The sequence below is a fragment of the Alkalihalophilus pseudofirmus genome (genome assembly GCF_029094545.1).
In the GTDB taxonomy this organism is placed as follows: domain Bacteria; phylum Bacillota; class Bacilli; order Bacillales; family Bacillaceae_D; genus Alkalihalophilus; species Alkalihalophilus pseudofirmus.
This window is the reverse complement of the sequence record NZ_CP117835.1, coordinates 2,130,912-2,146,697: the sequence shown is the minus strand read 5'-3', so window position 1 is coordinate 2,146,697 and position 15,786 is coordinate 2,130,912. Positions and strand designations below refer to the sequence as shown.

General features: G+C 41.9%; 17 protein-coding genes and 1 pseudogene. 16 read left to right on the top strand and 2 right to left on the bottom strand.

The genetic code is table 11. The features are described from left to right. Window positions 1-78: 78 nt before the first annotated feature. From PQ478_RS11605 to PQ478_RS11585, 6 genes and pseudogenes are all read left to right on the top strand, one after another. Window positions 79-291 (top strand): hypothetical protein, encoded by a 213-nt coding sequence (locus tag PQ478_RS11605; protein ID WP_289234323.1) that lies wholly within the window; start codon window positions 79-81, stop codon window positions 289-291. 148 nt (window positions 292-439) lie between these two features. Then, window positions 440-949, top strand: coding sequence for a DUF3231 family protein (locus tag PQ478_RS11600; RefSeq protein ID WP_289234322.1), 510 nt, complete (start codon window positions 440-442; stop codon window positions 947-949). A 375-nt stretch (window positions 950-1,324) separates the two neighbouring features. Then, window positions 1,325-1,843 carry an NUDIX hydrolase gene (locus PQ478_RS11595; protein WP_289234321.1) on the top strand — a complete coding sequence of 173 codons (519 nt, stop codon included), beginning with the start codon at window positions 1,325-1,327 and terminating at the stop codon, window positions 1,841-1,843. A gap of 95 nt (window positions 1,844-1,938) precedes the next feature. After that, window positions 1,939-2,025, top strand: a pseudogene (locus PQ478_RS21990) (GNAT family N-acetyltransferase); the annotation flags it as partial. 392 nt (window positions 2,026-2,417) lie between these two features. Continuing rightward, window positions 2,418-3,158, top strand: a complete 741-nt coding sequence (locus PQ478_RS11590) for a hypothetical protein (RefSeq protein WP_289234320.1) — start codon at window positions 2,418-2,420, stop codon at window positions 3,156-3,158. An 81-nt stretch (window positions 3,159-3,239) separates the two neighbouring features. Beyond that, window positions 3,240-3,455, top strand: coding sequence for a hypothetical protein (locus tag PQ478_RS11585; RefSeq protein WP_289234319.1), 216 nt, complete (start codon window positions 3,240-3,242; stop codon window positions 3,453-3,455). On the opposite strand, the gene PQ478_RS11580 is transcribed toward PQ478_RS11585, so the two are convergent. Beyond that, window positions 3,443-3,616, bottom strand: coding sequence for a hypothetical protein (locus tag PQ478_RS11580; RefSeq protein WP_289234318.1), 174 nt, complete (start codon window positions 3,614-3,616; stop codon window positions 3,443-3,445). The genes PQ478_RS11585 and PQ478_RS11580 overlap by 13 nt on opposite strands. Before the next feature lie 75 nt (window positions 3,617-3,691). Between PQ478_RS11580 and PQ478_RS11575 the strand changes: the two genes are divergently transcribed. The 4 genes from PQ478_RS11575 to PQ478_RS11560 are packed head-to-tail and all read left to right on the top strand — an operon-like array spanning window position 3,692 to window position 6,732. Further along, on the top strand, window positions 3,692-4,432 hold the full coding sequence (locus tag PQ478_RS11575; protein ID WP_289234317.1) for a hypothetical protein: 741 nt from the start codon (window positions 3,692-3,694) through the stop codon (window positions 4,430-4,432). A gap of 48 nt (window positions 4,433-4,480) precedes the next feature. Beyond that, entirely contained in the window at window positions 4,481-5,251 is a 771-nt protein-coding gene (locus PQ478_RS11570) for a DnaD domain protein (RefSeq protein ID WP_289234316.1), read from the top strand. Beyond that, entirely contained in the window at window positions 5,193-6,038 is an 846-nt protein-coding gene (locus PQ478_RS11565; protein WP_289234315.1) for an ATP-binding protein, read from the top strand. The genes PQ478_RS11570 and PQ478_RS11565 overlap by 59 nt, the downstream gene beginning before the upstream one ends. Then, on the top strand, window positions 6,031-6,732 hold the full coding sequence (locus PQ478_RS11560; protein WP_289234314.1) for an N-acetylmuramoyl-L-alanine amidase family protein: 702 nt from the start codon (window positions 6,031-6,033) through the stop codon (window positions 6,730-6,732). The genes PQ478_RS11565 and PQ478_RS11560 overlap by 8 nt, the downstream gene beginning before the upstream one ends. A gap of 282 nt (window positions 6,733-7,014) precedes the next feature. Here PQ478_RS11560 and PQ478_RS11555 read toward each other — a convergent pair whose 3' ends face one another. Beyond that, window positions 7,015-7,377 (bottom strand): hypothetical protein, encoded by a 363-nt coding sequence (locus PQ478_RS11555; protein ID WP_289234313.1) that lies wholly within the window; start codon window positions 7,375-7,377, stop codon window positions 7,015-7,017. Window positions 7,378-7,798: 421 nt separating this feature from the next. Here PQ478_RS11555 and PQ478_RS11550 point away from each other — a divergent pair, with 421 nt between their 5' ends. From PQ478_RS11550 to PQ478_RS11525, 6 genes are all read left to right on the top strand, one after another. Then, window positions 7,799-8,662, top strand: coding sequence for a MurR/RpiR family transcriptional regulator (locus PQ478_RS11550; protein WP_289234312.1), 864 nt, complete (start codon window positions 7,799-7,801; stop codon window positions 8,660-8,662). Between the two features lie 130 nt (window positions 8,663-8,792). After that, window positions 8,793-9,689 carry an N-acetylmuramic acid 6-phosphate etherase gene (gene murQ / locus PQ478_RS11545; RefSeq protein WP_289234311.1) on the top strand — a complete coding sequence of 299 codons (897 nt, stop codon included), beginning with the start codon at window positions 8,793-8,795 and terminating at the stop codon, window positions 9,687-9,689. Window positions 9,690-9,703: 14 nt separating this feature from the next. Beyond that, window positions 9,704-11,056 carry a PTS transporter subunit EIIC gene (locus tag PQ478_RS11540; RefSeq protein ID WP_289234310.1) on the top strand — a complete coding sequence of 451 codons (1,353 nt, stop codon included), beginning with the start codon at window positions 9,704-9,706 and terminating at the stop codon, window positions 11,054-11,056. 63 nt (window positions 11,057-11,119) lie between these two features. Next, window positions 11,120-12,202 carry a DUF871 domain-containing protein gene (locus tag PQ478_RS11535; protein ID WP_289234309.1) on the top strand — a complete coding sequence of 361 codons (1,083 nt, stop codon included), beginning with the start codon at window positions 11,120-11,122 and terminating at the stop codon, window positions 12,200-12,202. A gap of 23 nt (window positions 12,203-12,225) precedes the next feature. Continuing rightward, a complete protein-coding gene (locus tag PQ478_RS11530) occupies window positions 12,226-14,325 on the top strand; it encodes a glycoside hydrolase family 3 protein (protein ID WP_289234308.1) in 2,100 nt (699 codons plus the stop codon). Between the two features lie 21 nt (window positions 14,326-14,346). Beyond that, a complete protein-coding gene (locus tag PQ478_RS11525; protein ID WP_289234307.1) occupies window positions 14,347-15,609 on the top strand; it encodes an exo-beta-N-acetylmuramidase NamZ family protein in 1,263 nt (420 codons plus the stop codon). Window positions 15,610-15,786: the final 177 nt, after the last annotated feature.

The following is a 15,786-nucleotide window of genomic DNA, read 5'->3' as shown; positions in this document are numbered from 1 at the left end:
GTAATCAGCTGTTCGTTTTTTATGTTACAATCCTAACAGTAAATCATTTTAAATTACCCATTAAATTGAGGTGAAACTGTGAATCAATCAACAAAAGATAATCGGACATTTTATAAAGTACTCGCCATCATCTGTTTATTACTCATTCCTATTGCTGCAGCAATAAATCTTTTATTTGGTTTTAATCGCGACCCGCTTCAGCTTGGTATTATGGCATTAAGCTTTATTATTTTAGCATGGATCAATTGGTCCAAATATCGGAAAAATTATCAAGAAGAACTGGATTCCTAGCTGAAGTACCATACTTATAATACCCATTTATCATGAAGATATTGCATATTTGAATGTTCTAATGCAAACAATAACCCCTGTGACATGTCAACCCTCACCTGAAACGAGGTATATGATGAATCTACAAAAATTAGCGAGGAGTGTCGTTATGGGTATTTTAAGTGGGAATCCGCAAGATGAGCCTATGCATTACGGGGAAGTTTTTACAGTATGGAGCAATGTACTTGCAAATAACGGAATGATTGCTGGCTATCAATCGTTATTAAATCATGCCGGTGATCAAGACTTACAAAAGCTTGTTCAAGAAGGTATTGAAGGATTACAAAACGAGAACAAGCAATTAGAAGAGCTGCTTAAAGCAAATGGAGTAGGACTTCCACAAGCATCACCGGAACGTCCATGTGCGGACCTGGAATCAATTCCTGCTGGAGCTCGTTTTATGGACCCTGAGATCGGTGCGAAATTGTCAGCTGACTCAGCTGCCGGTCTTGTAGCATGCAGCCAAGCGATGGGGCAATCGATCAGAGAAGATATCGCTATGATGTATGGCCAGTTCCATGCAGCAAAAGCTCAATTCGGCGCTAAAGTGTTAAAGCTAAACAAAGAAAAAGGCTGGTTAATCCCGCCGCCATTACACATGACGAAGAAATGTGATTAATTATTAATACCAAAAAAGCTTACAGGTTCGGTTACTGGTGAGAAAACACCAAAGAACAACCATACGGGAGACACTATTCATATACGAAGAGGTGTCTCCCTTTTTTGTCTCAACGGCTGCCCTCCTTATACAAGGTATGTTTTTTAAGTTAATGAAAAGGAAATTAATGTTAAACTAAAGAGGGATATTAATTTTAGGAAATAGTTAATTAGGGGGAGTCATGAAATTAAGATAAATCAACCTTAAACAACGAATGGAACATTACAAAGTAAACGGTTTGAGCACGGTTTTCTTAACATCATTTGTTGCGCTCACTGTATAAAGATTAATAGGCTTTACCTGTAACTATATAAACTCAAAGCAGGAGGTACACTTGTGGAATTATGGGATGTGTATGATATCAATCGCAGGAAGACAGACCGCACATGGGTTCGAGGTAAAGAGCTTGAACCTGGGGATTTTCATTTAGTAATTCATGTATGCATTTTTAATTCAAATGGAGAAATGCTCATTCAGCAAAGGCAGTCCTTTAAAGATGGATGGCCTGATCTCTGGGATCTCACTGCAGGAGGGAGTGCGATTGCAGGAGATACAAGTCAAATTGCTGCGCAAAGAGAATTACATGAAGAGATTGGTTTGCACATAGATTTTCAGGATATCCGACCTCACTTAACGATTAACTTTGAGAATGGATTTGATGACTTATATTTAATTCAAGAAGATGTGTCATTACATACGCTCACGCTACAGTATGAGGAGGTTCAAGCCGTGAAATGGGCTAGTAAGGAAGAGATTTTGAAGATGATAAAAAACGAAGAATTTCTACCATACTATGAAAGTCTGATCCATTTATTATTTGACTGCCGAGACAAGAGAGGGACGATTCAAGGGTAAAAGTCTTTGCTGATGGGTTCTGTTGTTACGAAAAATGTTCGTTGAGGTAGCAGCTGGAAATCCTAAAAGTATATAAATAAGAGGTAAATGTCTGAGTGTTTGACTTTAATTCTTCTGCCATTGCTTGTAATGAAAAGTCTGGATTTGTAAAAGAGGGTGTTTTAAGAAATGCAAGAAAATAGGTGATGAATAATGGAATTTATAGAAGAAGGCTAGCAACTATAGATCAACAAACGCTCAGAATTCTGAGCGTTTTTATTTTCATATACACTATTAAATTAGGTTTAAATATAGGTCGCTTAACAGGTGATTTCACTTTTAATAGGGGTTCTCTCCCTATCATCCGAACCGATTCGCGATAAACTCGGACCTTTTTGCAGGTAAATCTAACGGTCTGCTGATAGTCTCCTACATAAATGACCCCACTCTATTGGTCTCAATACTTTCACACCAATTTTAATAAATAATGGAAACACTCTTGTTCATCAGAAAAAAACCATTTATAGTGACAACAAGCAAAAAATGAGAATAATCAATTTTCTTGTTCAAAAAAACTTGATAGGAGTGTAAGGCAATGAAGAAAGTTTTGAGTCTATTATTAACTATGGGATATGTGCTGCCTATGTCCGTTGCAGCTGATACTAATGGGCAAACTGTGGAAATCGATGGCGCGGAGGCTGTTCAAATCATTCAGGAAGGTGAAGACCTTGTACAATATACGTATGTGGAAGACGGCGATCATTATAAAGTAAATATGTATCTTTCTGAATATGACCGTGTGATACATAATGAAGTATTTAAACAAAATGAAAAAGGCGAGTACGAATTAATTCGAACTACCGAATTCATTACAGACAGAGAACATACTCACATTACTTCAGTGGAAAATGGACAAACCAATTCATTTACAATTGACACGCCCGATGTGGATGATATTACAAAGGAAGCACAGACCGAGGGGTTAATGTTTACAACAAGCAATTATGCAGATCTTGGACCTTGGACATATAGCTTCACCTCGAACTACAGACAAGATATCCAAGGCATGGCGAGAGACGCAATTGCGGCAACGTTAGTAGGAATTTACAATTGGAAAGCAGGTGCAGCAATAACTGCAGCCGGGATCATTAACGCCATGAATACAGATGCATTTTGGGTAAAAGATGAAGTCTATTATAAATATATTAAGGGAACCTCTTTGCCTAGGGGAGAACGCAGCAAGACCACAATTTATGCAGATAAAGCAAATCAACACTATATAGAAGGACCGCATTATTATGATACATATACTACAGGATGGGGTCCGAATGATTAATTCATAGTAGTCTAGGTTTTCCTGCTTAGACTGTTATTCTTATCGACTATTTACTATGGTACATATAAAGAGGTGACAACAATGATCAGAATTCTATTAGTACTACTTATCCCTGTCGCATTTCTTAACTATATTATTTTTCAAACTACAGTTTCGGGAATCTTATCATTAAGTATTCTTGGGGCGGGGGTGGTCATTTTTTTACTGCAGTCACCTAGAGAATCTAGGTGGAAAACGATCGCATTTTTCGTCATCAGCATCCCGTTGCTCCTTATGATGATGACCTATTTAAGATAATCAGCTACCATTTTCAAGCCTTGGAAGCATTCATCTTCTAAGGCTTTTTGTTTTTTAAAAATAAAAACACTCATTTTCTTAAAATGACCACCTCTCCACCCCTCAAAATGACGTTTTGCCCTATGCGAAAAAAGCAAAACACCAGCATATGGACCACTCATTTTGATATTTTACCAACATGCGCGCTCTATGTTGCTCAGTTATGCTTTGCCTACCACTTAAAGGAGGCAACAAACATGCAACATACAAAAATAGAGACTTACAAACAGTTAAGTTCTTTTCAAACAGACGATCACTTTAAAAAAGAGGTCAGGCAGCATCTCGCATTTTATACGGAATGCTTCACCCCAAGTGAGCGAATTGCCTGGAATCAATTAATTAGAACAAGTATTCCACATCGCGGTGTCGCGGTGTCTACCGTGTGCAAAATGCTTGCAGCGGCCCATGCAAGTGGAAACCCGGTATCGCGGTCAACATTTGAGAGGATGCTCGTGAAAGCTCGGAAACTAGGGGTCATCACCATGCATCATACCATCCGCGAAACGGGCGGCTACCATCACAGCATCTATATTTTTCAGCTTTTTACTTCTTCAAACATCTCCCCAAAGCAACGAACAAGTCCCATACTCCACAAAAAAGTAAATTCAGCCACTCAGAAAAAAGTAAATTCGTCCGTTCCACAAGAATTTACTAAAGCAACAGCTCCATTCACTGATTGGGAACCGAATCTTTCTGTTAAGCTTTGGTCGATTGCCGAAGCTTCCTTCAAACGAATGAAATTCACAGATTCGATTGAAAACCACCTTCCACTTATTATTCAAACCTTTAAGCAAGTCATTCAACAGTACAAAAAACAAAAGATACAATCTACTATTTATTCGTACTTTTACGGTACACTGCTTGCCAAACTAGCAGAAGAAAAACGACGTATTGTGAGAGACCGTGACGGAATGCCCGTGTGGCTTGAGCAAATGTAAATAACCCAATCTACCAAAAACCAAAACTATCCCCTAAGGAGGCAATCCATGAATTACGAACAACACATCCAAGCTTTCTACAACCAACTAGAAACAAACCCGCTCACCCCATCAGGAATTGCGACATGGCATGCGTTAATGCAAGTATGGCAAAAAGCAGGCTGGCCGAAGTCGTTTACTGTTGCTGTATCAGTCATTGCCGTGAAGTCAGGAATGAAGGTACGTCACTTTTATAACATTCGAAAAGAGCTGGAAGAAAAGGGCTATCTCACCTTTAAAAGCAGAGGCAGCGGTCAAGCTGCTCAATATGCGATGACCGACCTATCAACTAACCTTCATCACCAACCTCGTGCACTATATGCACAAGATCGTACCCAACCTAATGCATCATCTTCTTCCCAACCTAATGCACAACCTAGTTCCCTATTAATTAAAGAAAACAATTTAAAAGAAGATACTAAAGATATAACTCCGTTTCAATTCTATGAAGAGAACGGATTTGGAAGGCTCTCACCATTTATCTCTGAATCAATCAATGCCTGGCTCGATGATTCAACCTTTACAGAACCGAGTGGAGTGGTGATTGAAGCGATGAAAGTGTCGCTCCTGCAAAATGTGAGAACTTGGGGCTATGTCTCAAAGATCCTGCAAGATTGGAGCGGCAAAGGCTTGCAGACGGTGGGTGAGATTCGTGCAGAACGAGAAAAGTGGAAACAAAAAATGGCTGCATATCATGCGAAGAAGAAAGGGGTGAGTCCACATGAAACAAGTCAATGCCCATCTTCCGCCGACTATTCAAGCTATGACTTCGGATTCTAATATTGTAAAAAGAATGGTATGTCCAGGCTGCCATGAAAACATTACGGTTAGAAAGATCTTGATTCCATTCGGACCGGAGAAAGGAACAGAAAAGGAATTAACGTATGGCTGCCGCTGTGAAGATATTGAACTGGCAAAGAATGTGCTTAAAAGAAGGAAAGAATTAGAGAGAAAGCGAATCTATCAGATATTCGATCGTGAAAGCTTATTAAATCAAGACTTACTTGAATCAAGTTTTGACAGCTATGTCCCACGTACGGAAAGCCAAAAATCTGCATACGAGCAAGTGAGAGAGTTTTGTGATACGTATTCAAAAGATAAACCAAGAAACCTTCTATTAACCGGCTCATACGGTCTTGGAAAATCCCACTTATCATCAGCCGCTCTAAAAGTATTGATAGAGTCAGGATACACCTCGATCTTCATCTCTGTACCGAAACTCCTAACAAAACTAAAAGCAACCTACAACAAACATAGTGAGTTCTCAGAAGATAATTATTTAGAGCTGCTAGAAAAAGCTGATTGCGTCGTCCTGGATGATGTCGGCGCTGAGCACGGACGTGATCCATCTAGCTGGGCAACATCAAAGCTGTTTGAAATTATCGACAGCCGGATAGGCAAGCATACAATCTATACAACGAATTTAGGTGGAAAAGCATTGCAGGATAAGGTTGGGGCCAGGAATTTTTCCCGGATGATGCAGCAAACAAAAGTGATTGCCATAAGCGGACCTGACCACCGCTTAAGTCATTTCTCACAAGAAAAAGGGAGTGGTGTGCATGAGTAAAATCAAAATAATGATCGACCCAGGACATGGCGGACGAGATCCGGGAGCTGTAGCAAATGGTTTAGTGGAGAAAGATTTAACATTGACGATTGCTCGTGAAATACGAGAAGTGCTGCTAAGAAATTATGACGTGCTCATCAGGATGACCCGCGATAGTGATATGTTCGTCTCCCTTGAAGACAGAGCTCGGCTGGCTAATAGCTGGGGAGCTGATTACTTCATCTCTGTTCATATTAATGCAGGAGGCGGCACAGGATTTGAAAGCTTTATCCACCCGCATGCAGCAAAGCACACCGGCCAATTTCAAGCCTGCATCCACCAAGCCATTCTGGGGAAAATTAAGGCTCGTGACCGCGGCAGAAAGACGGCCAATTATGCCGTGCTGCGCTTAACAAAAATGGCTGCTGTCCTGACTGAGAGCTACTTCATCGATCATGTAGAAGACTCAAAAAAGTTAAAGGAATTAAGTGTGATCAAAGCCATCGCTACAGGCCATGTCGTCGGTTTGCAGGAAACGCTTAATTTGAAATTGTTAAATGAAAATCCAGCTCCACGACCAAAGCTTGTCAAGGTATACCGCCTCCTTGTAGACGGCGTGCAGGTCGGAGCATACGGCGAACGTGAAAATGTGATGGCTCAGGTCAATCAGTTTCTCGATTCAGCGAAGAAGATTGAGGTGGAGAGAGTGGAGTAGCGGTTTGCGTGGGTCAGGGGGGGCGGCGATTGCGTCAGATGAGACCGCTTATGCGTGAGTTGACGGAGGATAGGCGCGGTTCCGTCAGCTAATTGCGCCGGTTGCAAGTCTTATTGCGTCGATCTCCATTTATTACGTCAGTTCAGACGCTATATGCGTCGGTGTTCAGCTGAATGGTATCCAATCTGCTAGTAATTGCGCCAGTCCACGCCTTGTCACTTCATGCTAGTCCTCATTCACCGCCAAAAACCAATACTCATCAAAAAGAGCCGCCCCAATAGGTCAGCTCTCAACAGGTGCAGCTTTTCGCCCCTTAATTATGATCATCATGCTTGCAATAAGAAATAACGTAGATTGAATAATCGTTCCGCCAATTGTTAAAACGAGCATCACTAGGGCAGTGATCAGAAAACGCTTTGCTGCCTTTTGCGGCTCGGTTTCTAACAGTTTGTAAGCCTGTAATCCGATCACAAGACCGATAAGGTGAGCTCCGAGGACAACATATGCAAGCCACAGCTCAAGCTGGGTCGGCAGTAATTCCGGATAATACATGTGAACAAAAGCAACCGGCGGGATCACAAGCACGGTGATCAAACCTTGTAAAAACAACCCTGTACCAAATAACAATCTTTCCAATGAATACATAAACATCACCTCATTTCTACCTTCATTTTACAAATAATAGAAAAGGAGTGCCTCCGTCTTAAGTCTGAAATTGTAACACTTTACCAATTACGCAGCTGCTTTTTATCAAGCTTACCGACTGCGGTTATAAGGCAGTTGATCAACTACCACGATTTCCTTAGGCGTTTGATGTCTCGCAACACGCGGTTTCAGCCATTCCGATAGTCGATTCCCACAGGCGGTCCGGAATCATCCTCATCCCTCCACTTAATTGCTGAAAAAACATTAACCTAGCGGATGAAATATGCGTAGACTCCGCTATAAAACATGATTATGGCTATTAAAGTTTAAAAGCTAACACTTATGACCATGTACTTTTTCCTTTAACTTCATTTTTACCGCTACATTCTATCTATGAATTGTTTATAATAGACGTCAGGAGGTGCTTTCCTTGGAAGAGACGATGATCATATTAAAAATAAAAAAGCATATACATCAATTTACAGCAGCAGAACGGAAAGTTGCTGATTATATTTTGGAGTACGGAGAATTTGTTCCGACGATGACGACCAAACAATTAGCAGAAGCTGCTGATGCAAGTGAGGCAAGTATTGTCCGCTTTTGTAAGCGAATTGGCTTTGACAGCTTTCGCATGTTAAAGGTGGTGTTAGCCAAAGAGTTCTCACAAGGCCCGATGACGGTGAACAGTGTGTCGCTTCTCGAGTCCAATGACACGCCGCACAGCTTGTTTCAAAAAGTAACCCATGTGAATAAAATGGCACTCGATCTCACATTAAAAACACTCAGTCATTCAGAATTTGAGAAAGCCGTGGCTGCGTTTGTTCAAGCAAAAAAAGTGGCTTTATTTGGAGTGGGCGGCTCCTACCCTCCGGCTGTTGATGGACAGTACAAACTGATGCGGATCGGCTATCACGCGGCTGCCTCATCCGACTATCATTATATGGTTCCTTTTATCACGTACATGAAAAAAGGGGATGTGATCCTCGTTTTCAGTACATCTGGAAAAACAAAAGAAGTCATCGACATTGCTCAATATGCAAAAGAAAGAGGTATTACTGTGATCTCCATTACCACATTGAACCAATCACCGTTATATAAAATGTCTGATATTACACTTTGTATTCCAGATCTTGAAGCGGAAGAACGAATTGGCAGTATTGCTTCTAGAACCGCACATCAAAATGTAGTGGACGCTTTATATGTCAGTATTTTTCATCAGATTGGAGAGGACCTTGTTGAGGCCTTTGATCTTTCGAGGGAGAAAGCTAGTGAAAAAAGAAAATAAAAAGATTGAAGAAAAAAGGAGGATTTTTGATGTCTTTGTTGAAATTTAATTTCAGGTAAAGATAAATAAATTTAGAATTTTAATTTTAACGCGCTAAATATTAGCTGTTCATCCAAGGAGCTGGGAAGGTATGCTGGACAATTTATCAACGGAAGGTAGAAATGACAAAACGATGAGAATGGATGAGATGTCCTCTCAAGAGATTTTAACGGTTATGAATGCAGAGGATGCTGAAGTACCTCTTGCTGTGAAAAAAGCAATCCCCGATATTGCAAAATTAGTAGAACAAACGATTAGGTCTTTGAAAAATGGCGGTCGTTTAATCTATGCTGGAGCCGGTACGAGCGGACGATTAGGTGTTTTAGATGCAGTCGAGTGTCCGCCGACTTTTGGTACAGACCCGTCGATGGTCGTTGGGCTCATTGCAGGAGGCGAGAAGGCTTTTACAAAAGCAGTTGAAGGGGCTGAAGATTCACTAGAATTAGGAGGTGCTGACTTAGCAGAAATCCATCTCACAAAAAATGATGTAGTCATTGGCATTGCAGCAAGCGGCCGTACCCCGTATGTGATTGGGGCGTTGCAATATGCAAAAGAAATAGGGGCTGTGACAGGCAGCATCGCTTGTAATCATGACGCAGAAATCAGCAAGTGGGCGGATTGTCCAGTAGAAGTCGTAACCGGGAGTGAAGTGCTCACAGGGTCTACCCGTCTTAAAGCAGGGACAGCACAAAAGCTGGTCTTAAATATGATCTCCACAGCCACAATGATTGGCTTAGGAAAAGCGTACAATAATTTAATGGTCGATGTTCAGCCAACGAATGAAAAGCTTGTGGCAAGAGCGATTCAAATTATTGTGCAAGCAACTGGGGTAAATGAGTTGACGGCAGAGAATGCTTTTCAAAAAGCAGAGCAGCAAGTTAAGCCTGCGATTGTGATGATCTTAGCAGACGTTTCTTATGAAGAGGCAAAAAAGCGGCTGGAAAAAGCTCAAGGGTTTGTAAAAGAAGCGATTTCTATCACTTCGTAAAGGGGGAGTAATTAATGAAAAAAGAAACGATGATCGCACAGGGGATAGCAGATCTCGTTGGCGGCAAGGAAAACATTAAGAGCATCACTCATTGTATGACGAGAGTACGCCTAGATGTGAAGGACCTATCAAAGGTTCAAATGGAAGAGCTAAAGAAACTTCCAGGCGTCATGGGTGTAGTAGAGGATGAAACGCTGCAAATTGTTGTTGGGCCAGGTACCGTTAATAAAGTGACAGCGGAGCTTTGTCAAATAACAGGCCATTCGCTAGGCAGTGTGGATGAGGGCGAGGGGCAGGATCAACCAAACAAGCAGCAAGTGAAACGAACACCGATCAAGAGCTTTTTAAAACGAATCGGAAATATATTTATCCCGCTCATTCCCGCGCTTGTCGCATCAGGATTGATAAACGGAGGAGCTAACTTTGCAAGGAATGCAGGTGTGGACCCCGAGACCACATGGCTTCAAATCTTACTTGTGATTGGTGGAGGGATTTTCACGTACTTGGGTATTTTAGTTGGGTGGAACACGGCAAAGGAATTTGGCGGAACGCCGGCACTTGGGGCCATTGCTGGTATTCTCATTATTAATCCAGCTTTAGCTGACATCACCCTCTTCGGAGAACAGCTCATACCTGGTCAGGGGGGATTGTTTGCGATCATTTTAGCCGGATGGGTGATGGCAAACGTAGAAAAATTCATTCGAAAAGGTGTACCGTCTTCATTAGATATTATTTTAACGCCATTTTTAACGGTATTAATTGTCGGAATATTAACAATTGTAGTGCTCCAGCCGATTGGAAGTCTTTTATCAGATGGCATTACGACAGGCCTGCATGCCGTATTAGATGTTGGCGGTGCGTTTGCAGGGGCTATTTTAGCAGGTACCTTCCTGCCACTCGTTATGGTTGGCATGCATCACGGTTTAACACCAGTCCACTTAGAATTTATTAACACCATTGGCGTCACACCGCTGTTAACGATTTTAGCAATGGCCGGAGCGGGGCAGGTCGGGGCAGCGATTGCCGTATTCGTCAAAACGAAGAGCGAGCGCTTAAAAAATACCGTAAAAGGGGCACTTCCCGTTGGTTTCCTAGGAATTGGCGAGCCGCTGCTATACGGGGTCACACTCCCGCTAGGACGTCCTTTTATTACTGCTTGTCTAGGTGCTGCTGTAGGCGGAGCATTTCAAGCTGTTATGCAGACTGCTTCACTTGGAATCGGGGTCTCTGGGCTGTCACTTATCCCGCTGATTGCTGATAATAAATATTTACTCTACTTCTCAGGACTTGTGATTGCCTATACATTTGGCTTCATCTTTACGTACCTGTTTGGCTACAAAGAGGAAATGGCGAAAAACTTGCAATAATCGACATGGGTGTCTCATGAATCAAGATGAGACGCCCTTCATTACGAAAAGGAGGTGAGAGACATGCGAGGACTTTCTGTCTATCTAGGACAGCAGACATATCCTGAACTGAAAAACTATTTAGTGAAAATGAAAGAAGCTGGGTTTCAAAGTGTTTTTACATCACTTCATATTCCTGAGGACGATCCAACAGTGTATAAAGAGGAGTTGCAGCAGCTGGCCCAAATAACATCAGATTTATCTTTAGAGTTGGTTGCTGACATCTCCCCTGCATCCTTAGGCCACCTAGGATATTCATTTGAACAGGCATATGAATTAACTGACTGGGGCATTACAGGCTTACGTATTGATTACGGCATAGATACAGACATCATCGTTTCCTTATCGAAAAAAATGAAAGTCGTCTTAAATGCCAGCACCCTGACTGAAGAAGCGATCCAAAACTTAATAAAAAAAGGGCTCGTCACACATAATGTAGAAGCCTGGCACAACTATTATCCACGCCCTGAAACAGGGTTAGATAAAGAGGCCTTTATTCAAAAAAATGAACAGCTGCGTCACTACGGGATTATGATGGCAGCATTTGTTGCGGGGGATGCTAATAGACGAGGGCCTTTATTCAAAGGCTTGCCAACATTAGAAAAACACCGCGATATTTCTCCGTTTGCTGCTACAGTTGAGCTGTCAAGAATGTGTAAGATCGATAAAGTACTCATAGGAGACCCAGATCTGTCTGAGTCCACGATTCAAGCATTTAAACAGTATGATCAAGGCATAATGACCTTTCGTACAAATCATTACCCAATGAATGATGAGGTAAAAGCAATAGTTAATCAAACTCATACACAGAGAATGGATGCAGCAAGAGATGTGATCAGGTCCCAAGATACAAGAATCTATGTTCAAGAGACTAACATAAGCATACTAGCTGAGCGATGTGACGAGCGGCCTAGGGGGACGATCACGATTGATAATGAATTAAACGGCAGGTATGGAGGGGAGCTTCAACTAACGAAAACGTCATTAGCCCCGCAGCCGGGCGTAAATGTCATAGGACATGTGATCAATCAGGACGAGCCTTTACTAGACCTGCTGCAACCAGGAGAAGCGTTTGTATTAAATGAAGTAAATAAGCAGCATATTTAAATAAACGGTAATGGGGGATGAGAATGAAACAACTAATTAGTCTCGGTTTGGTATGTATGTTAATCACGGCATTACTCCTAACAAGCTTTCAACCAAGATCTGTACTCGCTGATAACTCGCTTAAAGATCTTGTCATCTATCAAAATGTGCCGCAAGCAGATATAAATGATTTAGAAAACGCCTTTCAGTTAAACGCCCTGAATGTCTATAAAGACGGGAAGTTTCTCCTTGTCACAGAAGGGTTGGAATGGAAGTCTTCCAATAAAAATGTGGCCGATATTGATCAGGATGGAAATGTGCGACTAACTGGGCAAAATGGTAAAACATTTATTAGCGTGACAAATGGTGAATATACAGACCGAATTGCCTTTAGTGTTAAACCAGAGCCAAACAAAGGAAAAGGAAAACCAGCATCAAAAGTTGAGATCAAAAAAGAATCCGGAAACCGCTACAACCTGATCGATCATGCGATTAGTCAAATGACAATCGAAGAGAAGATTGGTCAATTGCTCATGCCTGATTTCCGGACATATAACGGAGCAAATGTAGAAGAGATGCTTCCAGAGATCGAGCAATTAGTGAAAGACTATCATTTAGGCGGTGTCATCTTATTCCGTGAAAATGTGGTGACAACTGAGCAGACGACGAAGCTTGTCGCTGACTACCAAGCAGCAAGTGAGAAGTTTGGCTTATTAATGACGATTGACCAAGAAGGCGGAATTGTAACGAGATTGCAATCAGGAACCGATATGCCTGGAAACATGGCACTCGGTGCAACGCGCTCACCTGAGCTTGCCGAAAATGTCGGGCGAGTGATTGGAAGCGAGCTGCATTCACTTGGAATTAATATGAACTTTGCCCCTGTGATGGATGTGAACAACAACCCTGATAACCCGGTTATTGGTGTTCGTTCGTTTGGAGAAGATCCTAAGCTTGTCGCAGACATGGGTGTAGCCTACACTCACGGGCTTCAATCGAGCGGAGTAGCAGGTACAGCTAAACATTTCCCAGGCCATGGTGATACGGCTGTGGATTCTCATTTAGGGTTGCCGGAAGTCCCGCATGATATCGAGCGTTTAAGAGAGGTAGAGCTGTATCCGTTTCAACAAGCGATGGATGCTGGAATTGATGCGATCATGACAGCTCATGTCACGTTCCCAAACATTGATGATACAAAAGCGATTTCCAAAAAGACAGGAGAAGAAATCGCGATCCCTGCGACACTTTCCTATAAAGTATTAACTGAACTGATGCGTGAGGACATGGGCTTTGATGGGGTAATCACAACAGATGCACTAAACATGCTTGCGATTGCTGATCATTTTGGACCTGTAGATGCGGCTGTTCGTGCCGTTCAAGCAGGATCAGATATCATCTTAATGCCTGTCGGACTGAGTGAAGTGAGAAATGGCCTGTTAGAGGCAGTTGAAGCAGGAGAGCTGACAGTTGAACGTATTGAAAAATCAGTAGAACGTATTCTCGCTTTAAAACTAAAACGAGGTGTAATCCTTGAAGAAACGCCTTTATCGGTGGAAGAAAAAATAGAACACGCCGAACAAGTGGTAGGTTCTAAGGAACATAAAGAAGTTGAAAAAGAAGCAGCAGAGAAATCAATTACTTTAATCAAAAATGAAGATGTGCTGCCGCTAAGCCCTGAGGCAAGTGATTCATTAGTCGTTGTAGGCAGAAGTTATATTAAAGAGTTAGGCGCTGCCGTTAAATTGCATCATGAGCAAACAGAAGTAATTGAAGTAGGTGCAGATTTCAGATTAACTCCTGCGCAGCTCGAAAAAGTAAAGTCCGCAAGTTCAGTTATAGTCGGTACCACTACAGCTGGAGTCAATGACCGTCTGCCAAACAGCCCGCAAATGCAGCTCGTTCATTCACTTATAAATGAAACGGAAACACCAGTTGTTGCAGTGGGAATCCGTAATCCTTATGACATTATGGCTTATCCGGAAGTGGATGCGTACTTAACACAATATGGATTTAGAGCAGCAAGCTTTCAGGCAACAGCAGCAACCATTTTTGGTGAAATTCAACCGACTGGTCAGCTACCTGTTACCATCCCGGATGATGATAAGGGAGTGCTTTATAATTTTGGCCACTACTTAAACTATTAAGCATAAAACGGAGGGATTAGGTTGAAAAAATGGTTGATTCTATTACTCGTTGCAGCTCTAACGTTAAGTTCCCTATCTGTCGTGTTTGCTGATAATGGAAAAGGGAAAGGCAAGGGAAAAGGAAAAGAGAAGGCCTTTGCTCTTGGGGTAGAAGTGTTATTAGAAGAAAAAGACTTGATTGCAGGTAAAAGAGTAGGTCTTATTACCAATCCGACAGGGGTAAACCAAGAGCTTACAAGCATTGTCGACCTCTTGCATGAAGACCCGGATACAGAATTAACTGCGCTTTACGGTCCGGAGCATGGGGTAAGGGGAGATGCACAGGCCGGTGATTATGTAGAGTTCTATATTTATGATAAAACAAGTCTGCCAGTATACAGTTTATATGGTCCGACACGAAAACCGACACCGGAAATGCTTGAAAATATTGATGTACTTCTTTTTGATATTCAGGATGTTGGTACACGATTCTATACCTATATTTACACAATGGCCTATGCGATGGAAGCAGCCCAAGAGCAGGACATTCCATTTATCGTTCTCGACCGTCCAAACCCGCTTAATGGTGTGGATGTTGAGGGGCCGGTACTTGATATGAATTACGCTACGTTTGTTGGAAATTACCCGATCCCGCTTCGTCACGGGATGACGGTAGGAGAGCTTGCTCACTTTTTTAATGATGAATTCGACATTGGAGCCGATTTGACTGTAGTGGAAATGAATGGTTGGAAAAGAAGTATGTACTATGACGAGACGCCGTTGCCATTTGTCTTGCCTTCGCCTAATATGCCGACATTAGATACTGTTCTCGTTTATCCCGGAGCAGCGTTAATTGAGGGCACGAATGTATCAGAGGGCAGAGGAACAACAAAACCATTTGAATTAATCGGAGCCCCTTTTATAGATGCATTTGAGTTATCAAGTACCTTAAACAAATTAAACCTGCCAGGCGTCACGTTTAGAGCAGCATCATTTACACCAACCTTCTCTAAACACGCAGGCAGCCTTTCACATGGTTTTGAAATACATGTAACAGACAGAAATCTTTATGAGCCAGTCGAAACAGGGCTTCATATCGTGAGTACGATCCATGATCTGTATCCGGAAGACTTTGAATTCCGTGCAGAAAACAGTGCGGGCATCTCATTTTTCGATAATCTCATCGGAAACAGCTGGATTCGTAAAGGAATCGAAGAGGGACGTTCAGTGGAAGACATGACAAAGCAATGGGATAAAGAGTTACGATCGTTTAAAAAGATCCGTAGTAAATACTTGCTCTATTAGGGAGTGTGTTAAGAACTTGAGGTGAGGATCCTCAAGTTCTTTGCTTTATATGGTCCTGATTTGCAAAAAAATGTCTGAGGACAAAGGATTACCCTTACAAAAAGAGAAGTCTAATAGTGAAGGGGATAAGATCATAAAATCAACTCGACGTATGTTACAAATGGTACCCGAACATTA